Genomic DNA, 22,961 nt, shown 5'->3' on the forward strand with positions numbered 1-22,961 from the left:
TTGCCTATTGCCTGCCTACGCAAATTAGTTCAGAAATCAAAGCGGATTCCTATAGATTATTTTGTTTTAATTGCTAACCATGTGAACAATAGCTTTGAGCAGTAACCCGGAAAATGGCCATAAAATTTAAAAAATATAATCTTTTTTACTTAATACTCAAGTGAAAAAATAGAAACTTGTCTTTGATTGAGTACTAGTAAATTTGATAACTTTTTTATTAGAAAGATACATCCATGAAATCACTGGAACAGTTAAAATTGAAAAGAACTCTAAGCTTGCCGATCCTGTAAGTATGACCATGCACAATTCCGTTGAATTTCAAGACGCTTTTGATGTCATAGTCGTCGGTGCAGGTCACTCCGGTTGCGAAGCGGCTCTCGCCTCTGCACGCCTCGGTTGTCGTACCCTGCTATTGACGCTCAACTTGGATAAAATCGCTTGGCAACCTTGTAACCCAGCAGTGGGTGGCCCGGCCAAATCCCAATTGACTCATGAGGTAGATGCACTTGGCGGAGAAATTGGTAAAGTAGCAGACCGCACCTACCTGCAAAAACGTATCCTCAACTCTTCACGAGGGCCTGCTGTTTGGGCATTACGCGCCCAGACGGACAAGCGCGAATATGCAGCGGTGATGAAAAATATTGTTGAGAACCAAGAAAACTTGACAATCCGCGAAAGTATGGCAACTGACTTGGTGCTGGGTGCTAATGGTGAAGTCATCGGCGTTGAAACTTATTTTGGTGTAGGGTTCCAATGTAAAGCAGTTATCTTGACAACTGGCACCTTCTTGGGAGGCAAAATTTGGGTTGGTAACAAATCAATGCCAGCTGGGCGGGCTGGAGAATTTGCGGCTGAGGGCTTGACACAAACCCTAAATCGCCTGGGATTTGAAACCGGCAGACTCAAAACTGGAACTCCAGCACGGGTAGACAAGCGATCGGTGGATTATAGTAAAATGCTCATCCAGCCAGGGGATGAAGATGTGCGCTGGTTCAGTTTTGACCCAGAGGCGTGGGTAGAACGGGAACAGATGCCTTGCTACATTACCCGCACAACCGCCGAAACCCATCGCTTAATTCAGGATAATTTACACCTGTCGCCAGTTTATGGCGGTTGGGTGGAAGCTAAAGGGCCGCGCTATTGTCCCAGTATTGAAGATAAAATTGTGCGCTTTGCTGATAAGGAAAGCCATCAAATCTTTATTGAACCAGAAGGAAGGGATATACCCGAACTTTATATCCAAGGGTTTTCCACAGGATTACCAGAAAATTTGCAACTACAAATGTTGCGGACTCTCCCCGGTTTGGAAAAATGTGTGATGCTGCGTCCGGCGTATGCTGTGGAATATGACTATTTACCAGCAACTCAGTGTTACCCCACACTGATGACTAAGAAGATTGCTGGACTGTTTTGTGCTGGGCAGATTAACGGCACCACAGGTTACGAAGAAGCCGCAGCTCAAGGGCTGGTGGCAGGAATTAACGCAGCTCGGTTTGTTCGCTCTCAAGAAATGATTGTCTTTGCCCGCGAGCAAAGTTACATTGGGACACTACTTGATGACCTGTGTACCAAAGACCTGCGGGAACCTTACCGGATGCTTACCAGTAGGTCTGAGTACCGGTTGATATTGCGTTCTGACAATGCCGACCAACGTTTAACACCCTTGGGAAGAGAAATTGGTTTAATTGACGATCGCCGTTGGGATATATTTACCGAAAAACAGGGTAATATCACCACAGAAAAACAAAGATTGCAAACTACACGAGTTAAAGAACATGATGAAATTGGAATAGCGATCGCATCTAATACCCAACAATTAATTAAAGGTTCAATTACCCTCAACGACTTGCTGCGCCGTCCGGGATTCCATTACGTTGATCTCGACAGGTTCGGATTGGGAAACCCCAACCTCAACCGCGCCGAAAAAGAAGGTGCAGAAATTGACATCAAGTATTCTGGCTATCTCGCTAGGCAACAAAATCAAATTGACCAAATTGCCCGCCAAGCGCACCGCCAGTTACCTGCGGATTTGGATTACACAACAATTGATACTCTTTCTAAAGAGGCACGGGAAAAACTGACTCACGTGAAACCACTCACTCTTGGTCAAGCTGCACGTATAGGTGGTGTAAACCCAGCGGATATTAATGCCTTATTATTATATCTAGAATTGCGTAGAAGCAAGAGCCAGTCAGAGTTTCCAGCTTTAGCTTAACACCAAGCTCATAAAGACTGAGTATAGTAGTAAGCGGGGGGATTGGTATGATAGATGACATAAACATTAGTACTGCCATCATCAACAATCCCCAGATGAAAGTTGACTTTAATACCAACACTCAAGCAACTCGTCTCAATAGGACGAGATTGGATGTTTCATTAATAATCATAATTTCCAGGCAGTAGGGGCGGCGTTTCCCCGTCCTAGCAACAACCCAGAACGTCTATGTTAAAAGAAGCCAGCACCCGTCTCATAGTACCGGAACCATCAGAAGACTTAATCGCCAACGAGCCTTGGTCGATAGAAAACTATGCTGATGGCTTAATGGATGAACTCTTTGCCGATATCGACTACATTCTGGATGTTAGTGATAATCTGCCTTCTCAAACTGTTAGGCACACTAAGCAGAACAAATCGAGCCAGTCTTTTGCTGGGGTTTCTTCCCAATCGCCTACAGAATACGTGCCTCTGCAAACAGTTACTATACCGCAGATTATTTTACCCAACAAACTGAACCAAACAGTGCAGTCAGCTGCTCAAGATAAGCACAAGCACTTGAGTACTGTTGTGTTTGACAGCGCCACTGTTAAATCAGTTAGTAGAAAGCGTCAGAAAACTAGTCCTGCTTTGGGCAAACTGCTGATTGTCGGAACAACTTTAGGCGTGGCGATCGCTAGTATGATCTACCTAGTACAGTCTGGAGTCGTATATCTTTTAAACAGCAAATTGCCTGAGTCCGCGCTTTTAGTGCAGCAACCGCAATCGCAGTTGCCCGTCAAAACAGAAATTGAGGCAGAGTTAGTTGACTACATGCTGGGAGCGCTGGCAGTTATAGATAAGCAAGAAGCCAAAAGCAATCAAAAATCTGTCAGTCCGGGATTCTCCACTCAGGCAAATACTAACCAAATAGCCCTTGGTAACGGGCAAGCATCTGGTAATCTACCAGCAATTCCACTTCTAGCTAACAATACACCACCAGCCCCTAACCGTTCTGGAAACGTTGTTGAGCGCATCTACGTTCCCGTTTATCAAGCGCCGTCGCCAATGCGCTACGCCCTACCAGCGATTCCTGGGACTCCTAAACTTTTACCACAAGTTGCCAGTGCGTTACAGGCTTCTCAACCTAATGTGGTGAAAAATGCCCTGAATACAGTGCGACAAGCTAGCAAGCCTGTAACCGTCAATATGTTAGCTGCTGCTGTCCGAGCCGAACTTAAACCTGTGGCTGGGAAAACTGCACCCATTACCGTGCGGCAAACACCCAAGCCTTTGCCTGCATTACCAGTAGTTCCATTGCGTGCAGCCCTCGCCCCAGATTCAGAACCAACTATTACCCAGGAACAAGTATATCCGCCAACTGCGATCGCACAGGCTCCCACTAATACCTTAGAAGGATTGCTAGAGTTGGGCAATAAATCCGCCGCTTTGTTTAAAATCGATGGCGTGACTCGCCGCATCAATATGGGTGAAAGTATCGGCTCAAGTGGTTGGACATTAGTAGATGTTAGTAATGGCGAAGCTGTCATCCGGCGTAATGGCGAAGTGCGATCAATTTATGCAGGGCAGAAATTGTAAAAGTTCTTCTGTCAGCAACTCTTCCACCCACCAAACACCGGACTCTCTATTAGCTTCTGACTGGTGGGTTAATTTCAAAGTGAATATGATGATCGTGACCAATCATCTGGGTACAAAGCCCCTCTTGAATTAGCTTTTTATCGTTGAAGAAAACTGCCCCCGCCTTTACCAACTTTTGCTTACGAATAGACTTGAGAATAGCTCGCGTAGCATCTTGATCATATTCAGAACTCGACCAAAAAATGCCACCAAAAGCCCCATTATTTTTGGGTAAGTAAACATCGCACATCATGCCAGTTTCATGCCCTTGATGGTCGGGAGTATCACCTCCATGAGGCAGACTAACATCGTTAATTGCAAAGAAAGCAGCTTTGGGATGAGTATTGCGATAACTATTTTGATAGTCTTGGGCAATTTCTTTGACCACATCAGCTAACCAGTGTGTTCCAAAATCGTGGTTATCTTGGGTGTCTTCCAGTTCACCGTTTACGAAACCATTATCTGGGTCGCTTTTTGGCATCAACTCCCACCGTGGTGCATTAGCTGCTTGCAACCATCGATGAGTTATGCCACCAACATCAACTCGACCATCACCTTTAATAGTACTGCGACCAGCAATAATTGATTGAAATAATTTGATTGCGTCAAATAGTCCTCTGTCTCTATCTGCACTGTTAGGATCACCTACCCATTTGTAGCCTAGCTCATACAATCGCGCCTTAATAGCCTTAACATCATCAGCTTGATTGACTCCGCCAATTCCTACACTACCACTGAGTTTAATTACCTTCGCTCCTGGTAAACTGGATGCTGTAGGTTGTTGAGTATTCTCATCGTCTTTGTGATCGAAAGGAACGATAGCTTTAATTTTAATCTCTAAAGTTTGATCCTCAACAGCAATTATCATGGTGCGATCGCCTTCTTGTTTAAAGACTAAATCAAATTGCCATTTGCCATCCTGACTAATTACTACACTTGGGGCTGGAAATCTGTTATCGATCATCACCGACAAAATTTTGCCCCTGTCAGCTAAACGAGCTATACCTTCAACCCGGAAACTTTGTCCTACTTCCACTTCTTGAGGGGCACGAATTAGCTGTAGTTTTTCTACTGGGGCAATAACAACTACACCTGCATTAGCCAATAAATTCTGCGCCTCTGGAAGCAAATTTACAACTTTATTAACATAGTTAGGATCAGCTGAATAGCCTTTACCCTTGAGAAAACCAAGGAAATTTTCTGGTGTATTGGTGTAATCTTCTAAGCCTTTATAGGGAGTGCGGGTTAAAAACTTCCAATATCCAACAATAAAGCCATCAATATCTGGGAACTTACAAAATTCTACTTCTTCTAGCTCAGAAGGAACTTTAATTTTTAACGGTTCAGCAAAGCCTTTCATATCAGGATCTCGCCATTTTAATCCGGCAAAATTGTTAGCATTGACAGCAAGATCACTTTGACCTCTAGAAGACTCTAGTAACCATTGAGCTAGGGTAACTTCTTTAAGAATTTGCCGATTGATATCGGTAATTTTTGCATTTTCAATGCCAACTTGTGTAAATACTGTTGCTAAATCTTGATTAAAATAGGTTTTGATTAAATCATCTAGTAATGACATAAATTTGTCTCCTTAAAAAGTATTTGTAAATACCCGACTTCTCTAAGAAGATGTTTTAAAAGTCCTCTTGTCAATATCAAAACCTTTAGATCCCCCTAAATCCCCCTTAAGAAGGGGGACTTTAATTCCGGTTCCCCCCTTTCTAAGGGGGGTTAGGGGGGATCTAAAAGTGCCGAAAGTCACAGCAAAAAACTTTTCAAACATCCTCTAAGCTCGACTTTATCCAAAATTAAAAACTTGGTTCTCTTGATACGGCAAAACTCTAGCTTTTTGGCAAAAACTTTTTCCATGTCACTGATTATCGGTGAAATCGAAAAAGTAAAATTACTGTCCCGCAAAGCTTTCAGTGTAAGATTGAGCGTTGCAAAAAAATGGATAAAGTCGAGCTAAGAAGTCAGGGATCTGTTCTAGGTGTTAACGAATGATCTAGATATAATTAGTTAATCTTTTTCTATAACTTTACTATATCCAGCAAAAACAAAATGTTCATCTCTGTTTCCTTTACTTTTATCAGGCCACTTAACCCAATAATGGTTTTCCTCAAAACGGACATCTAAAACTGGGTAACTACCTGGCTCAATATCAAATACAGAATCTTTTGGCAGTTCTGATGCTTGTTCTGTAGAAGGTTTTAAAACAGTTTTTGTTGTGATTTCCAAAACGTATTTTTTATCAGATTTGAGTTCATCATCATCTGAGTCACCAATTAATCCATCTTTAATTGCCTCTGCCATTTTTTCAGCATCAAAGCGATCCATATCTACTTTGGCATCACAAAAGCAACATTCAATTAAAATAGCTGGCATTTGTGTATTCTTCAGAACAAAAAAACCTGCATTTTTAACCTTTCTATCATTAAATCCAAGTTTAAGAATCTCTTTTAAAACTGATTGAGCAATACCTTTTGATGTATTACTAGTGGCGAAAATTTCTGTACCATTAACTTTAGTGTTGAATTTATTAAAGTGAATTGATACAAAGACGTTAACGTTATTATTATTCGCTTTATTGACTCGCTGTCTAAGAGAATCATTTACACTACTAGCGCTTGTAGGAGTGCAATCAATAACGGTATGACCTGCTGCTTTGAGTTTTTGGATCAGTAGTGTCCCAACTGCTTTAGTTAAAGCATCTTCTTGTTTGATGCCTGTTGCTCCTGTATCGTGAGGAGGGCAATTATGTCCGATGTCAATACCAAATTTCATAGGGTTGATTTCCTTTTTAGAGCTTGAGAGGTATAAATGATTTCACTACACTGTATTAACCCAAATGTGATCGCACTGTCAGCCCCTAGCTGTCTTACTGGTATACAATAACGAAGTTGAAAGCTGGAAACTTACCATAATCGTTAAGGGATAAACACAAATATACTGCTTAGACAGTCAGTGCCGTCAGTGATAACACGTGAGTACAGGACGCAAACAATAGCCGAAAAGCAGGGTATTACCCAGAACGCGTATAGTTTTGCGTAAGTCCTACAGTATGGACTGTAAACAAGTCTAAATATATAAACAAGTTTGACCAGATAGATTCCTGATGAGAGGAGAGAAATCTTTCCTTGATCAATAAAAGATAATATTTTGGTAAAAAATGCGATCGCTTAATAAATGCTTCGCCAAGCTTTCACCGTTTCTTTGCCAATTTCGCTGTCAACAGTTTGACCTCCTTCCAAGACTAGTCTGATGTCTAAGTTCTCATCTGGAGCATTTTTTAAAGCAGTGGCTAATTCTTGACTGACAGCAAACGTGCCGGTTGACCCGTCTAATTGAAAAACTTTTTCCCTGACCTTGAGCAAAAGTTTATCGACTTTTTTAGTAGTGGCAAACCTAAGATAGTCAGTTCTGGGATATACATGACCTGCGGTGTAAAAAGAAGAACTGGCTTGACCCGAATTTACTGTTATCAGTACTCGAATGCTCGAAGGAGTCCACAAACTAATAACTTGCTTTGAACCTCCACGGTATAAATTACCACCTAATGAGTTGCGGTCGAAAACCCCAAGAAACTCTCCTTCAAAAGGGTCAACTATTCTCACGGGTTTCGACCAAGGCACATCCATATCGGGGGACAGTCCTGCTGATTTGACCACTGGCAAATCGCTTGATGCTTGGGCAAGGTTAGCTACTTCTTGAACAGTGAAAGCAGTACAAAGTTCAGGGGAAAGTACAGCCAAGCTAGCCCCAAAAAGTAGAACTGAAATCGTTTGCGGTAACTTCATCATAAGCCAGGGGTAATCCTCAACTAGTACAGCACGGCGCAAATAAACCACCCATTCCCAATCAACAAAACCCTTACGCTGTCTTCATTTTTAATTTTTAATTTTTAATTCCGCCTTGCGGTACTAGTTCTTACTGCAAAACCGTTTGCCTCACTTCAACCGGTTCACCCGTCAAGCTAAAAGGGCGAACTTCGGTAATTCTTACCTTTACCAACTGCCCTTTGAGTTCTTTGATGTTGCCATTAAAAAAGGTCAAACGATTACCGCCAGTGCGTCCCATCACCTGAGTTTGATCTTTAGGATTTTGGTCTTCTACTAAAACTTCTTCAATGCGTCCAAAGTAACGTTGCGATCGCTCTGCTACTTTCAAGTTTCCCAGATGATTGAGCCTTTGCAGGCGATCGCTTTTAATTTCTTCACTCAGTTGATTATCCCACAACGCGGCTGGTGTCCCTGGACGCGGCGAATATGCTGCTGTATTCAACATATCAAAACCAATATCTTCTACCAGTTTCAGGGTATTTTCAAACTGTGCTTCTGTTTCCCCAGGAAAACCGACTATTACATCGGCACTAATGGAGGCATCTGGCATATATCGGCGAATGGTATCGATAATCCGACGATATTTCTCATGGGTATAACCCCGCGACATTGCCTTTAACAGTTCATTATCCCCAGATTGAAAAGGAATATGGAAGTGTTCGCACACTTTGGGCAACTCGGCACAAGCTTGGATTAATCTCTCAGTAAAATAACGGGGGTGGCTAGTAGCAAATCTTAACCTTTCAATCCCCTGCACATCATGGACATAATACAGCAAATCTGTAAAATTATTCAGATGCCGACCTTCTGGTGTGACTCCAGGTAAATCTCTGCCGTAAGCATCAATATTTTGACCGAGTAGAGTAATTTCTTTGTAACCTTGCCGTCCTAATTCTTCCATTTCAGCCCGGATAGCTGACGGCGTGCGAGATTGTTCGACACCGCGCACATTGGGAACTACGCAATAGGTGCAGCGTTCGTTACAACCGTAAATCACATTCACCCAAGCTGTTACTGTACTATCCCGTCGCGGCTGGGTGATATCTTCAATAATGTGAACTGCTTCGGTTGCGACAACTTGGTTGCCCTCAAACACCGACTCCAACAAATCTTTCAGACGGTTGGCGTGTTGTGGCCCCATTACCAAGTCTAATTCTGGTACTCGCCGCAACAGCGCTTCTCCTTCTTGCTGGGCAACACAACCAGCAACAATCAGGGTTAAATCAGGCTGCTCATGTTTGCGCTTCGCTTGTCTGCCGAGGTAGGAATATACCTTTTGTTCAGCATTATCCCGAATTGTACAGGTATTGTAGAGAATCACATCTGCATTATTCGGATCTTGGCACCACTCAAAGCCCATGTCTTCCAAAACGCCAGCCATGCGCTCTGAGTCAGCTTTATTCATCTGACAACCGAAAGTAGTAATGTGGTATTGGCGTTTAGAAGTGGTCATGGGCAATTCTGCTGAATCAGCGTAATGTATTTAAGGTTTATTTCTTTTATTCTATAACGCTCTTAACCTGCTTCAGGAGTGCTGACTGCTGAATAAAAACCTCAATAAGTTGCTACCTGCAAGGATTAGCGGTAATGAAATTCGACCTCTTTCTCCAGAATCTTGATATCATATTTCCCAAAGAAATCGTGGCCTAGTAAGCCGATGCTTCCTTTTGGTGCGATCGCAACCTGAAGATTATTGGCTGTCACTCCACCGACTGCTATAGATTTTACCTTACTGGTTGGAAATTCTACTTCGCTACCATCGGCAATTTGGGCTTGCATTGAGCCTGTAGCCTGTAGTTCAAGTGTATTCGCCATACCTTGAGTGATAATGGTTCCACTAGCACCTGTATCTACAATCATTTCAAAGGTTTTTTTGTCGTTGAAGGTGACATCAATTACAGGAGTTCCACCAAAGCGGCGTTTGATTGAGACTCGAAAAACTTTGTTATCTGAAGGTGCGGCTATATTACTACTATTGCCACAAAGCCTTCCTAATCCAACGGTTTTGCCAGAGGAGTTTATCATGTAACATGCTCCTGGATCGTCAGCCGTTGCCCTATGAGAGAATGCTAAAAATATCAGCGTCGGCATTAGTGCGATCGCAGCCAGATTAACGGTCGTATTCCAACGCTTCCAAGCATTATTCATATTATATTAACCTACAATTTTTGTGATATTTTTTAATAGCTAAACTCATCGTAAGTAAGTGGGCGTAAATAATTAAAGGTTTGTAGTGGGGACTTTAGTCATCTCTTAAGGGCTAAAGCCCTTACTACGAGCTAATTCAATTTAATCTTACATTACTTAATATAGTTTGATTTATTCTTGCCCACTTACTTAATTGCTGCAAAATATGGTATTAAAATCTCAAGTACTTAATCTATAAAAGCAACTTTTATTAATTGACACTAAACAATAATTTTAACTTTTATTGTTTTTGATTACTATAATTTTTTATGATATTCACGCTACTTTTGTGATTTGCTTAACCCAACCTACAATTCAAAGCCTCTCTCCTAAAAGGAGAGAGGTTTGGAGAGAGGTCAAAATGTATTGCATACAAACGATAACTGCTATAAGAAAGCTTTTTATATATGTGTTTCATCAGATAAAATTGCATCTTACTCAATATATCTTACCTAGAATTACTGATTATAAATTAAAGATTAGGTAAAGACATGATAAAACTACTTAGAGCATATTAAATCTGGCATAATAAAAAGTCATATTAGAGAAATTTGTTAGCTTACTCAAGGTTTGCTGCGGCATTCACAGCAGTTGCGATCGCATTTTTCACAGCAATATCTCTTTGTTCCAAAATGATATTTTCACCATCTGTACGCGAAGCAACTACACCGCAAATAGCTGCTGCTGCAAAATTATACACTCCTGCCATTTTGAATAGTGTGCCGGATTCCATCTCGTAATTCAAGATATTCAAGCGCCGATATTCTTCTGTGATGCCATGCAGCGATCGCATTAAATTTGGATTTGCTGAATCAGTGCGTTCTTGTCCTTCGTAAAAAGTATCAACTGATGCCGTAATTCCGATGTAATGTTCAATCTCTAATTCTCGTGCGGCTTTAACTAAAGCGACTGTCAGAAAAGGATCGGCTGCGGCTGGATATTCCACAGGTGCAATATCATTCGCTGCACCTTGGCGACATAATGCTGCACTGCTAATAACAACACTACCGACTGGTATATAAGGTTGAATGGAACCGCAAGTGCCAATGCGAATAATTTGCCGAATTCCTACTTGTACCAACTCATTGACCACAATACTTAATGAAGGCGCACCCATACCGCTTGTAGCTGATAAGATACTGCGACCATTCGGTAAGTATCCCACATAGCTATTGAGTCCGCGATTTTCTGACAACACGCGTACATCTTGTAAATAAGTTTGGGCAATTAGACGCGATCGCTCTGGATCGCCAGATAATAGAGCAATGGTGGGAGGCAATGAACCTAAATCGTCTTGCCCAAAGCCAATGTGATAAAAGCGTTTATTTGGCATAGAGTGAAAGATTAGCGATTGCTTTACATATTTACCTAAATACTTTTACTGAGGTTTTACCGTATAAATTACGTTAATTTGGGATGTTTATACAAAACTGACTCAGTAATTCTGTGTTCGCTAAAGCTTTAAAATTCAAACAAAATCAAAATGTACAAAGCTTATCCGAAGTTTCGTCTATAGGTAAAATCTGGGACAAGCATAGAGCTAATACTGATAAAGTTTTCCATTATTACGCTAAAGCAGACGAACATTGCTTTCAACAGTATGCTTGGCGAGTGAGAATGTGTTCCGAGTTGCTGAAGTTTCAATTAGTGCCAGACGAAGCGGAAGGTATTCTCAAGTTAAAGCTATCAGATGCCCGATTTTGTAGGGTTCGTCACTGTCCGGTTTGTCAATGGCGGCGATCACTCATGTGGAAAGCAAGAGCTTATAAAATTCTCCCACAGGTTGTCACTGATTACCCCAAGTACCGTTGGCTATTTGTTACTTTGACTGTAAGGAATTGCCAGATTGAGGAACTCAGGGAAAACTTGGATTCGATGAATAAAGCTTTTAAGCGATTCACTGAATTGAAAGCATGGCCTGCGAAAGGTTGGGTGAAGTCCATAGAAGTAACTAAAGGTAGAGATGGAGTCTCAGCACACCCGCATTTACATATTTTGGGAATGGTACCGCCTTCGTATTTCAGTCATGGCTATCTTTCTCATACCAAATGGGTAGCGTTCTGGCAGCAGTGCTTAAGAATTGATTATCAGCCAATTATTCATACTAGCGCGATCGCTAAACATCATAACCCATCACTACTTATCCCAGAAATTCTCAAGTATCAGGTGAAAGAGTCAGATTTGGTGGGTGATAGAGAATGGTTTTTAGAGTTAACCCGTCAACTGCATAAAAGTAGAGCGATCGCTGTTGGGGGTATACTCAGGCAGTATATGCGCGAATTAGAGGAGAAGAACCAAGACCTCATTGATGAAAGTGAAGAGACAGACGAGGTGGATGGAGAAAGTTTGTATTTCCGATGGGAGCGCAAGTTACAAAGATTTAATACAGAGTGACATCAGCGATATAGGAACAGCCTCATAATCCTTACATGAAAAGGACTACATAAGTTTAGAACCGTAGAGACTGTGACTTAATCCGGCGAAAAGACAAAGACCAACGATCAGATACAACCGGAAGTAGTTCATGGTGAAGATTAGAATAAAACTTGATAACCTGACCATCTTCAAGGTGATATTTATTACTATACCCTTGAGTATCAATGCAGAAAGTAGCACGTCCAATATTGACTAATGCTACCAGAGGTTCAAAAACGCGGTGGTCACGGTGTCGTTTCATGCCAACACCTGGAGGATAATGGCAGAGTAAGGCAGAACTCCATCCTGGAAGAATGCGATCGCCAAGTCGATTAACCGTCTCATCACAGTGTCCTTTGTTAATTACCGGAGGGTATACTAGTATTACCTCGGCTCCAAACGGTTTGTGAGTTCGACCAAAAGCAATCTTACTAGAAGGCATTGACTTCATATTATTAGATTGATATTTAAGCAAGTCATCAAGACTTTTACGATCGAAACCATAGTCTTCAATAGTTTCAATTTTAGCTAAATCCATTATTGAATCCATTATTAACTCCTGAAAATTTCAACTCTGCAAATCAAACTAATTACACCTACCCTCAGCGCGAAGCGTTCAAAAAAAATATTTAAAGTCTATTTCACTCCACGACTATTGGAGTACAATTCTTTAATATTCATTCTCACTAGGCGTTAGCCTATTCTTTATTTCTTCAGCGCGAAGCGTTCAAAAAAATATTTAAAGTCTATTCCAATCCACGATTAGTAAAGTAAGACTCTTTATTTATTTTCTTCGTACTTCATATCTTGTAGGCGTTAGCCTATTTCTCTAACTCAAAAAGCACAAAAAAATACCAGTCACCTGAAAAGCAGATGAATGGTATTTATAAATTGCCTTTACTTGAAGCTAGTAAATAACTTCGATAATTAAGTTATTTACTAGCTTTTAACGAATGATTTAAGATTTATCTAGAAGTGTTTAACTGTCATCTAGTTAGAGTAGCGATCGCCCCAGAAATATAATATACTAGGGCGTTTTTTAAACCTTACCTAAAATCTCCTCCTTCCCATATTTGAAGTTGTCTTTCAGCCGCAACTATGCAATTGAGATGCTTGGGTGGATAGAGAAAATGATCGTAAGCTAAAGCCATCTGTCTAGCAGCTTCAGTATATGGCACTCGTCCTATTCCCGTACCCAATCCAGGACAAGCAATGGTGTTAATTTTTTGCCTAGCGTGTTGATTATGGTGTCGAACTGCCAGCAGCATCGCCCACATCGCAATATAAGGAATATCTGTCCCAGCAATAATCATGGGAACTCGCATAGTGGGTGTATGAGCCAAAAAAGGATGCTTGTAATGACCTGTTTCCACAATCATTGATGTTCCCACAGGCTGTTCGCCCAAATAATCCTCAAGAATGCGCTGCTGGACTCTTGCCATTAAGGAATGACCGAAAAAACGGATAATTGCCGCATCTATGCCACCATCCATCATTCCGAAAGAGTTAGCAGGGCTGACCATACAATCAAAATCTGGCAACCACTCGAAATAGTTATTCACTATTTCTACATTGGGTAAATAATCAAAATTCTGTTGAAAGGCTGCACACAACAAAGAGTCGGGAGCTACCAATATCAATTTCAAGCTTTCATTTCCTCCGCTTGAATACCTATTTTAAACGTCAGCTAGGGCAAATATCAACTGTTTATCTGACTTTTCATATCATCTGGAAAGTCCCACGAAAAACCTAACCCCCTTCCCGATGCGGGAAGGGGGAAAATTCAAAGTCTCTCTCCTTTTAGGAGAGAGATTTAGAGAGAGGTTTTCCAGATAAGCTGAATTGTCAGAATGGTTTTTCTGTATTATCAGCCTTGTCTTTTATATATACTACATATATAATACAAAATATATCACCACTCAGTTGGTGACTGTTTGTCGCTTGAACAAAAGGAAATTTTATGATTCCCCGAACACGCATCCGAAATATTGGTATCTCTGCCCACATCGACTCTGGTAAAACTACGCTGTCAGAGCGAATTCTCTTCTACACGGGCAGAATCCACGCTATTGAGGAAGTGCGGGGAGGCGGTAAGGGTGCAACGATGGATTTTATGCCAGAAGAAAAGCTGCATGGTATAACCATCACTTCCGCTGCTACCACCTGCCAGTGGCACGATACTCAAATTAACCTGATTGATACACCAGGACACGTAGATTTCACAATAGAAGTGGAACGCGCCCTGCGGGTATTGGATGGGGCAGTGATGGTGCTATGTGCTGTGGCGGGTGTGCAGTCCCAGTCGATTACGGTGGATCGGCAAATGAAGCGCTACCGTGTGCCGCGTTTGGCGTTCATCAACAAAATGGATCGGACGGGAGCAGATCCATTCCGTGTAGTACAGGGAATACGCGATCGCTTGCAACTAAATGCGGTATTGCTCCAGTACCCGATCGGTAGTGAAGACCAATTCCAGGGAGTGATTGACCTGGTGGAAATGACTGCTGACTACTTTGAGGGTGAAAACGGTGAAAACTGGGTGAAAAAGTCAATTCCCGAACCTCTTAGAGATGAAGCACAACAGGCACGGGAGAAGTTGCTAGATACTTTGTCGCTGTTCTCAGAACCGATGACCGAGATGCTACTGGCGGGTGAGGAAATTCCTAAAGAATTAATTTGGGAAACCATCCGACAAGCAACCTTGAGCCTAAAATTCACGCCTGTACTGCTGGGTTCGGCATTCAAAAATAAAGGAGTGCAAAACTTATTGGATGCAGTTACGCTCTATCTACCATCTCCGATAGATAGAGAAGTGGTCAAAACCGCAGAGTCGGTGAGTGTCTACCCTAACCCTGATGCTTCCTTAGTGGCATTGGCATTTAAACTCACCGTTGAATCCTTTGGGCAGTTGACCTATACCCGGATTTACTCTGGGACGCTCAAACCCGGTGATACCATCTACAACTCGCGGACTGAACAGCGGGTGCAAATTGGTCGCTTGGTGAGAATGCACGCGAATAAGCGAGAAGACGTAAAAGTTGCCGTCGCTGGGGATATTGTTGCTCTGTTGGGTGTCGATTGTGCTTCTGGTGATACATTCTGTTCTGGGGAACCACTGGTATCTCTAGAGAAGATGTTTGTGCCGGAACCAGTGATTACGCTGGCAATTACGCCCAAGAAACAGGAAGATAGCGATCGCCTTTCCAAGGCACTCAATCGCTTTCAAAGGGAAGATCCCACCTTCCGCTTGAGCATCGACCCCGAATCCGGAGCAACTCTAATTTCTGGGATGGGCGAACTCCACTTGGAAATCTACCTCGAACGCATCCAACGGGAATATAATGCCGAGGTTTTCGTTGGTACTCCTGCGGTGGCGTACCGGGAAACCATTGGACAACAAGCTACCTTTGACTACCGATTCAAAAAACAGTCAGGCGGCCCTGGTCAGTACGCCCATATTACTGGGTGGATTGAACCCACAGACGAGCCGTTTGTCTTTGAGAATCGAGTGGTTGGGGGTGCAATTCCCAAAGAATATATCCCTGCGTGCGAGAAAGGTTTCCGTGAGGCGATGCAATCAGGAAAGCTGCAAGGCTATCCGGTAACTGGCGTGAAAGTCGTTTTGGATGGTGGTTCTTATCACCCAATTGACTCTTCAGAATTGGCTTTCCGGTCAGCGTCGCATCAGGCAATTGAGGGTGCGATCGCCAAAGCAAAACCCTACATCCTCGAACCCATAATGCTTGTAGAAGTGGAAACACCCAACGAGTTTATGGGAAGGGTTCAGGGTGACTTATCCTCTCGTCGGGGTTTGTTGTTGGGTTCCGAGACAATGCAGGGATACACGGTGATTCGGGCAGAAGTCGCACTGGCGAGAATGTTTGGGTATTCTACAGAATTGCGATCGCTTACTTCTGGGATGGCTACTTTTACAATGGAGTTTGCCTGCTATCGCCAGTCGTGAACGTAATTGAAGTAGTTTAATTTAGGGACACAGTTATGCTATACTGTGTCCTTTTAAATCAGATAGAATTGCTTTAGTTGAGATTAGCGATCGCCTTTGTTAGGGTCTAAATCATCTGCACCATTTAACGAATCATTAATATCTAGTTCATTGGGCAATATTTTTGAACCAACGGCACTATTTTTTAAACAACTAAGAGCTAGTTGATTTGGCACAATATTTAAACTATCTACATCGGTTGCTAATTCATTCGTAACTAGTTGAGATTCCGGATTATCTCGGTTAGCACCTGCTATTTCTTCTGCTTTACCGATAAAATCTTTTGCAAGTCTTTCACTAAAACCAACAACGAAGGCTATTACAAAAATTAGAGACCTTTGTTGGTCTTGAGATGATTGTTCATTGGTAGTTGGATTTAGCTTAAATACACTTGGATTAATAAACATTAATATAATCCCAGAGTTAATCAAAGCTAAAAATAAAACAGAAAATGCTCCTCCGATCATTGGTTTAAAAGCACCAACTAGAAATGGAGTTAGTGGATCAGAATATTTCTTACTCTGAAACTCTTCAATTCTGATTAAAATACTGATAATACTACCTAATGTTCCTGCCGAAATAGCTAAACTTAGTTGCAGAAGAAATTCATTATACTTCTCATTTACAGACTGCCTTTTGCTATATTGTGAATTTAATTCAGTAAGATTACTATTTAATCTTGTTAGCTCCAGACGTTTAAACTCTGCATTTTCTTGTGAAATTGTACTTAATTCTTTTATTTCTTCTTTGCCTTGTTTTAATTTATTAACATTATCTTCAGAAGTAGAATTTGCATTTTCTGATTTATTTTGTTGTTCAGCTTTATTTTGAATTGCTTCTACTCGATTATCTGTATATTTTTGGATCTCTTTAATTTCATTTTGTAATGCTTTCTTGTTGATATTATAATTATTGTTATTGTAATAATTAACAACTTCTGAGAAAATCCAAAGTCCGGCGATCGAAGAAAAAGTAATTCCTCCATATATAAAAACGGCACTGATGAGTCCAAAAATTACTTTAGTCGTTGTTGATGGTGAACGGTGGACTGATAGAAATGGATTGATGATAAATCCTGTAACAGGATGTTCATATTTACAAACAATTTGTTCAACGTCAAATCTAATAGCTTGAGCAATATTTATATTCGATGAAGATTCACGCAGAGCTTCTATTGCAAATATTAAAGCTTTAGAAAGTTCAGTCAGTTCTCTTTGAATTTTATCTCTATTGTCAGGTACAACTATTCTCGGTATTTTATCCCACCAAATATTTTGTGGTGTATTTCTATTAATTAGTTTTTGAAGTCGATTAAACAATATAATTATTTGAGATATTTCTTTTCCTGCTGCTACTAATCCTTCTTTTTTAAGTGGATCGGCAAAACTATTTAAGTTGTTCTTATAAAAATCTTTGATAAGTGCCTGAATAAGTGTCCTGCTTTCATTCAAATTCCAATCATTATCAGTTATATTTTCATTAGAAACCATTTTGCCTCCAATTGTTTTCTAAAATTGATAGGTGTTCAATAGGGGTAGTAAATATGTGTGGAATTAGTTTGAGTAAATTTGCCAAGATACTCCACTACTTTCTTTTTGCTTAGTTGTTACTTGTATCCACATCATTCTTAGCATGGAATATACGATTGGGCAGTAAAAAGTACACTCAAGGGTACTTTTTACTTTTTGCATAGACGTAAAGCTGTTTATTGTCAGACATCCCTGGAGTGATTCCCGAAACCACTTATTCAGTAAACTGAATTGAACACTCAGGAGTTTTTTGTGCCTACTTTGAGAACCCTGCAATCTGGAGATGAAGCATCGCTGGAAGCATTCCTCTTGCAACACAGCGATACTTCTATGTTTTTGCACTCTAATTGGCGAGCGGCGGGACTGCTTGACCAAGGTGCAAGATTTCAAGGAACTTATGTAGCAGCCTACACGAATGAAAGTATAGTGGCAGTTGCAGCCCATTTTTGGAATGGGATGATAATAGTCCAAGCCCCTGTATATTTGCCAGAAGTGGTACAAGCAGTTGTGGCACAATCTGGACGTGCTATTTCTGGAATTAGTGGCCCAGCAGCACAAGTTGAAGCGACAAAAAGCGTTTTGGGACTTAGCAACAGAACAACTCAGCTAGATGAGTCTGAGATATTGTTTTCTCTAATACTGCGAGACTTGCAAATACCTCAAGCCTTAGCATCGGCAAAGGTGCAGTGTCGTTTACCACATCCAGAGGAGTTGGAATTACTCACAGAATGGCGTGTTGCCTATAGTATGGAAACTTTAGGACAAAGAGATACTCCCAGTTTAAAACCTGTTTGCCGTCTCGCAATTGAAGCATATCAAACTACGGCTATGCATTGGGTTTTGCTAGCAGGAGATACCCCAGTTTCCTACTCTGCTTTCAATGCCAGCCTACCTGATATTGTGCAAATTGGTGGAGTGTGGACACCGCCATTGCTGCGCGGTAAAGGCTACGCCAAAAGTGTGGTAGCCGGCTCGTTGTTAGATGCGCGATCGCAGGGAGTAAAACGTGCCATCCTATTTACAGGTCATAATAACCAAGCAGCCCAAGCCGTTTATCGAGGAATTGGCTTTTTGCCTACTGGCGAGAAGTATGGCTTAGTGTTATTTGAAGAGACTCAAACTTAAGAGCGAATTTTAGATTTTAAATTTTGGATTTTAGATTGAATTATTCACAATCCAAAATCGAGTTATGCCCTTGCTATGTTTAGGACTTACGCAAATAATAGTCAAAACTCTTATTCTCAGGTAGGGGCAATTCATGAATTGCTCTTACACCGTGTAATTTTGCGTAAGTCCTATATTTTTATTTTTTCTGAATTTGCTGAAATTGGTATTGTAGCATGTAATGTAGTTGATAATAATACTTTAACTATGAGCCAGTATCGTTTTAAACATTCATTCTCTGCTGAACCCAGCATCAGCGATAAACTTTTTGACTTGATGGAAGTCACATTTCCCGGACTCAGCAGTTTAGCAGAATGTGCAAGAAAATTAGGTGCATCCTGGGAAACAGCTTCAACTCCCTTTATCCGCTTTCATGATGATATAGCTATTACCCATGTGGGAGTGTTAGAAATTCCTATGCAAATTATGGGACAAAGGCTCACTGTGGGAGGAATTCATGGAGTAGCTACCCGTGCAGAATTTCGCAGGAGAGGGTATTACCGCGAAGTGATGGAGGAAGTGCTAGGATATTGCGATCGCGATCGCATTTACGAAACCCTGGTACTGACGACACCACAACCAGAGTTTTACTTACCTTTTGGGTTTCGTGTAATCGAAGAACACATCTTCAAGGTTAAGTGTAACTCCACAGGTAGCACTGATAGCTTCAGAACACTGGATTTTACCAATACTAAAGATTACACATTGTTACACAGACTTTTGGAAACACGCGCTCCTGTCTCTAATATAGTTGGCGTAGTCAACGAAAAACCTGTGTTCTGCGTCAATGAAGGAAGTCGTACTTTATACTATGCAGAAGATTTAGATTTAATCGCCTGCATGGAGATAGAAGATACTCGACTTCATCTTTTTGATCTAGTGACAACGCAGATATGCTCTTTGAAGAATATTCTTAGTAAGATACCTCAACCCATTGAAGAAGTAGTGATTTACTTTAGTCCAGAACTTATCGATGTCAGAGATGTGCAAACATTCACCCATACATTTGATGAAACAGTGCTGATGGTTCGCGGTAAATTTGCAGCGGAGGGCGAGAAATTTATGCTGCCGCGTTCTGCAAGGTGTTGAGTTACTTAAAATAATTGAATCATAATAGAACTGAAAGTTTCATCATCAGGATTGCCAAAAGATGTATCAAACTGACCCGCCGCGATCGCCAAAAGATGTATTGCCGACCATGTATGATCTTCCCAGTGAAGACCCAGAGGAGCCTGGTTTGCCCGATCAGTTTCATTTATTGCAGCCTCGTCTCTTAGACGAAACCTTTCGTCCAGCAAATTATCCAAGCGACGAGATATTTGTTGCTAGCGATCTGAATGTTTATTATGACCCGCGCTATCCACTGTGGTATAAGCGACCAGATTGGTTTGCCGTTTTAGGTGTTTCCCGTCTCTACGAACAACGAGATTTACGCTTAAGTTATGTCGTTTGGCAAGAGGGCGTTCATCCTTTTATTGTGGTTGAATTGCTGTCTCCAGGTACTGAAAAGGAAGACTTAGGGCAGACATTGCGAGATATCAAGCAACCACCAGGAAAATGGGAAGTGTATGAGCGGATTCTACGTGTGCCTTATTATGTAGTATTTGATCGGTACAAATATAAATTAAGGGTGTTTAAATTAGATGGCGGTCGTTATGCTGAGATAGCACTATCAGAGTCACGCTTTTGGATACCAGAACTAGAATTAGGCTTGGGTGTATGGCAAGGACGCTATCAAGATGTAGAACAGCCTTGGTTGCGCTGGTATGATTGGACAGGCGGTTGGGTATTGACTTCTACAGAACAAGAAAGACAACGGGCTGAACAAGAAAGTCAACGGGCTGAACAGGAAAGACAACGGGCTGAACGGTTGATTGCACAATTGCGAGCGCTAGGCGTTGAACCCGATTTAGATTAGCTTTTTGCCTGCCTTATAGCCCTGCAAACCACTCATAGCCTTGATCCTCCCAATAGCCTTTAGTAGGTAACAAATTACTGGCGAATGTAATTTGAGTTACCCACTTGCTTTGCTTGTAACCTAGTTTAATTGGAGATGCTAGGCGCATAGGCGCACCATTATCAACTGATAAGGGTTGTCCATTCTTTTGATAAGCCATGAGAGTTTGAGGATGTATAACAGAAGCAATATCCCAGCTTTCATAATAGCCATCAGCAGATTTGAAATAGACATAACGGACGTTTGACTTAGGCTGTACCAGCGCTACTAAATCTCGTAATCGCACACCTCCCCATTGAACGATCGCAGCCCAGCCCTCAACACAGACATGGCGAATCACCATTGAAGTCAAGGGAAGTTTTTGAATATCTGCCATACTCAATTGCATTGCATTATTGACCTCACCATCAATTATTAAGCGAAACTGTGCCGGATCAATTTGCGGAGTGAAGTCAAAGGTATTAACCAGCAATTTATCTGCTTCTATGGCGCTGACAGGAAATTCAGGTATGGGTTTTTGAGTTAGCAAGAGTGCTTCAAGACTTTGGTTTAGTGGCTCAGATATTTGCCGTACATTATCTGAAAACAAATTTGTTCCACAGCCACCTAGAAGAAAGCCTACACCTGAAAGTCCAGATACTTGCAGTAACCGACGACGAGATAGGGTACGTTTGGGAAGAATCAGACTCATAAAACCTCTATAGAAACATAGATTTCACTAAAAATTTATCCCTTGAGGAAATTTAGTTAATTCTCAGAATTTTCTCAGGTATCGATGGTACGTCAGCCACAGCCTAATTTAAGTATTCTTTTAGCTAAACCTCATTCTGAAGTGAGCGAACGCGACTTAGCATAAATAAATTGATGCCTACGACGGCAAGCTACGCAATCCAATTTTTTTGTGTAATATTTCTATTAATCAATAATCTTTGCGCTTTAATACTTCTGGAACAAAGCAACTTTTGAGCAACTGCTGGGAATATTTATGCAAATCTGATTATCACATCAGCACTAACTAGCAATTAGGGTGGGCACTATTACCCACCCTCACACTCTAACTGGCTACTGCCTCAGCAGGAGCTGCTTCAACAGCAGTTATAGGTAAATAAACACTAACTTTTTTACGGGTTTTGCCCTTTCTCTCAAACATTACAACACCGTCGATTAGAGCAAACAGAGTGTCATCGCTACCAATACCGACGTTGTTACCAGGGTGGAATTTAGTACCACGCTGACGCACGAGAATATTTCCTGCACGCACAACTTGACCGCCATAACGCTTTACACCCAGACGTTGGGCATTAGAATCACGACCGTTGCGTGTACTACCTGTTCCTTTCTTATGAGCCATGATTTCCTCTTTTGTATCTTCTTCTTAATTATTATTATTCAACAGCAGTTTCAACTTCTTCGGCAGGAGTCTCATCTACAACGGGGGTTTCCTTCTCCGCTTCACCTTGGGCAGCAAACACTGCACCGTTAAGGATGATGGAGTCAATCATAAGTCTGGTAATTTCCTGACGATGCCCCCGCTTTTTGCGGGTTTTCTTTTTCGGCTTCATTTTGTATACCAGGACTTTACGACCTCTGTAATGTCGCATTACAGTCCCTTCTACAGTCGCACCTGTTACTAATGGCTGTCCAATGGTGACTTCACCATCGTGCTGCACGAGTAATACAGCGTCTATTGTAACTTTTTCATCTGGTTCGATCGCAAGCAGTTCAATGTCGTAAAACCGCCCTGGCTCTACTCGTATTTGTTTGCCGCCAGTTTCAATAATTGCGTAGGTCATGGAATCGTCCTTGAGGTTGCCGTACAGGTAGCTGTTTTTTATCTCTTATAGAGACGCTTTTGCCAGCTTTTGTAATATGTCTACCTGATCCGAGCAGGAATTAGACAGACAATCTAACATACTATTTTATTAACAGGTATTAAGTCAAGCTTTAATAAGCTTTTTGGATTTGGCATTGGCGTCTGGTCAGCCAAGAGGACAAGGAAACTCTTGAGATGGGGTGACAAGGGGAAAACTCCCAT

General features: G+C 41.5%; 19 protein-coding genes. 7 read left to right on the forward strand and 12 right to left on the reverse strand.

All coding sequences use genetic code 11. The annotated features are described in order from the left end of the window. Window positions 1-292: 292 nt before the first annotated feature. The gene (gene mnmG, locus ABF638_RS23975; protein ID WP_069071627.1) at window positions 293-2,215 is read left to right on the forward strand and encodes a tRNA uridine-5-carboxymethylaminomethyl(34) synthesis enzyme MnmG; all 1,923 of its coding nucleotides are present in this window, start codon (window positions 293-295) and stop codon (window positions 2,213-2,215) included. 228 nt (window positions 2,216-2,443) lie between these two features. Further along, window positions 2,444-3,793 (forward strand): hypothetical protein, encoded by a 1,350-nt coding sequence (locus tag ABF638_RS23980; protein WP_435025444.1) that lies wholly within the window; start codon window positions 2,444-2,446, stop codon window positions 3,791-3,793. 49 nt (window positions 3,794-3,842) lie between these two features. On the opposite strand, the gene ABF638_RS23985 is transcribed toward ABF638_RS23980, so the two are convergent. The 6 genes from ABF638_RS23985 to ABF638_RS24010 all read right to left on the reverse strand — a co-directional run bounded on the left by ABF638_RS23985 (window position 3,843) and on the right by ABF638_RS24010 (window position 11,191). Further along, a complete protein-coding gene (locus tag ABF638_RS23985) occupies window positions 3,843-5,411 on the reverse strand; it encodes a glucosaminidase domain-containing protein (protein ID WP_435025445.1) in 1,569 nt (522 codons plus the stop codon). A 440-nt stretch (window positions 5,412-5,851) separates the two neighbouring features. Further along, a complete protein-coding gene (locus ABF638_RS23990) occupies window positions 5,852-6,616 on the reverse strand; it encodes an N-acetylmuramoyl-L-alanine amidase (RefSeq protein WP_435025446.1) in 765 nt (254 codons plus the stop codon). Between the two features lie 395 nt (window positions 6,617-7,011). Further along, window positions 7,012-7,632 carry a hypothetical protein gene (locus ABF638_RS23995; protein ID WP_435025447.1) on the reverse strand — a complete coding sequence of 207 codons (621 nt, stop codon included), beginning with the start codon at window positions 7,630-7,632 and terminating at the stop codon, window positions 7,012-7,014. Window positions 7,633-7,759: 127 nt separating this feature from the next. Next, the gene (gene miaB / locus ABF638_RS24000; protein ID WP_435025448.1) at window positions 7,760-9,124 is read right to left on the reverse strand and encodes a tRNA (N6-isopentenyl adenosine(37)-C2)-methylthiotransferase MiaB; all 1,365 of its coding nucleotides are present in this window, start codon (window positions 9,122-9,124) and stop codon (window positions 7,760-7,762) included. Between the two features lie 125 nt (window positions 9,125-9,249). Then, window positions 9,250-9,819: a retropepsin-like aspartic protease family protein gene (locus tag ABF638_RS24005; protein WP_435025449.1), complete on the reverse strand. Its 570-nt coding sequence runs from the start codon at window positions 9,817-9,819 to the stop codon at window positions 9,250-9,252. A 598-nt stretch (window positions 9,820-10,417) separates the two neighbouring features. Next, a complete protein-coding gene (locus ABF638_RS24010) occupies window positions 10,418-11,191 on the reverse strand; it encodes a nucleoside phosphorylase (RefSeq protein WP_435025450.1) in 774 nt (257 codons plus the stop codon). A gap of 113 nt (window positions 11,192-11,304) precedes the next feature. Here ABF638_RS24010 and ABF638_RS24015 point away from each other — a divergent pair, with 113 nt between their 5' ends. Continuing rightward, window positions 11,305-12,252 (forward strand): protein rep, encoded by a 948-nt coding sequence (locus ABF638_RS24015; protein WP_435025451.1) that lies wholly within the window; start codon window positions 11,305-11,307, stop codon window positions 12,250-12,252. Window positions 12,253-12,307: 55 nt separating this feature from the next. On the opposite strand, the gene ABF638_RS24020 is transcribed toward ABF638_RS24015, so the two are convergent. Further along, complete coding sequence (locus tag ABF638_RS24020) at window positions 12,308-12,823, reverse strand: hypothetical protein (protein ID WP_435025452.1); 516 nt, start codon at window positions 12,821-12,823, stop codon at window positions 12,308-12,310. 496 nt (window positions 12,824-13,319) lie between these two features. After that, entirely contained in the window at window positions 13,320-13,919 is a 600-nt protein-coding gene (locus ABF638_RS24025) for a macro domain-containing protein (RefSeq protein ID WP_435025453.1), read from the reverse strand. Between the two features lie 314 nt (window positions 13,920-14,233). Here ABF638_RS24025 and fusA point away from each other — a divergent pair, with 314 nt between their 5' ends. Further along, on the forward strand, window positions 14,234-16,237 hold the full coding sequence (gene fusA, locus ABF638_RS24030) for an elongation factor G (protein ID WP_435025454.1): 2,004 nt from the start codon (window positions 14,234-14,236) through the stop codon (window positions 16,235-16,237). Between the two features lie 83 nt (window positions 16,238-16,320). Here the strand turns inward: fusA and ABF638_RS24035 are convergent, their stop codons facing one another. Further along, complete coding sequence (locus tag ABF638_RS24035; RefSeq protein ID WP_435025455.1) at window positions 16,321-17,766, reverse strand: hypothetical protein; 1,446 nt, start codon at window positions 17,764-17,766, stop codon at window positions 16,321-16,323. Window positions 17,767-18,057: 291 nt separating this feature from the next. On the opposite strand from ABF638_RS24035, the gene ABF638_RS24040 reads away from it, so the two are divergent. The 3 genes from ABF638_RS24040 (at window position 18,058) to ABF638_RS24050 (ending at window position 20,887) form a co-directional block, all read left to right on the forward strand. Further along, window positions 18,058-18,930: a GNAT family N-acetyltransferase gene (locus ABF638_RS24040; protein WP_435025456.1), complete on the forward strand. Its 873-nt coding sequence runs from the start codon at window positions 18,058-18,060 to the stop codon at window positions 18,928-18,930. A gap of 75 nt (window positions 18,931-19,005) precedes the next feature. Next, complete coding sequence (locus tag ABF638_RS24045; protein WP_435025457.1) at window positions 19,006-20,058, forward strand: GNAT family N-acetyltransferase; 1,053 nt, start codon at window positions 19,006-19,008, stop codon at window positions 20,056-20,058. A gap of 61 nt (window positions 20,059-20,119) precedes the next feature. After that, a complete protein-coding gene (locus ABF638_RS24050; protein ID WP_435025458.1) occupies window positions 20,120-20,887 on the forward strand; it encodes a Uma2 family endonuclease in 768 nt (255 codons plus the stop codon). Window positions 20,888-20,900: 13 nt separating this feature from the next. Here ABF638_RS24050 and ABF638_RS24055 read toward each other — a convergent pair whose 3' ends face one another. The 3 genes from ABF638_RS24055 to rplU form a co-directional block, all read right to left on the reverse strand. Continuing rightward, on the reverse strand, window positions 20,901-21,617 hold the full coding sequence (locus tag ABF638_RS24055) for a molybdopterin-dependent oxidoreductase (protein WP_435025459.1): 717 nt from the start codon (window positions 21,615-21,617) through the stop codon (window positions 20,901-20,903). Window positions 21,618-21,980: 363 nt separating this feature from the next. Then, entirely contained in the window at window positions 21,981-22,277 is a 297-nt protein-coding gene (gene rpmA, locus ABF638_RS24060; protein WP_069071599.1) for a 50S ribosomal protein L27, read from the reverse strand. Between the two features lie 34 nt (window positions 22,278-22,311). Beyond that, the gene (gene rplU, locus ABF638_RS24065) at window positions 22,312-22,719 is read right to left on the reverse strand and encodes a 50S ribosomal protein L21 (protein ID WP_435025460.1); all 408 of its coding nucleotides are present in this window, start codon (window positions 22,717-22,719) and stop codon (window positions 22,312-22,314) included. Window positions 22,720-22,961 lie beyond the last annotated feature (242 nt).

The organism is Nostoc sp. CALU 1950, assembly GCF_051172895.1.
Lineage (GTDB): Bacteria > Cyanobacteriota > Cyanobacteriia > Cyanobacteriales > Nostocaceae > Nostoc > Nostoc edaphicum_A.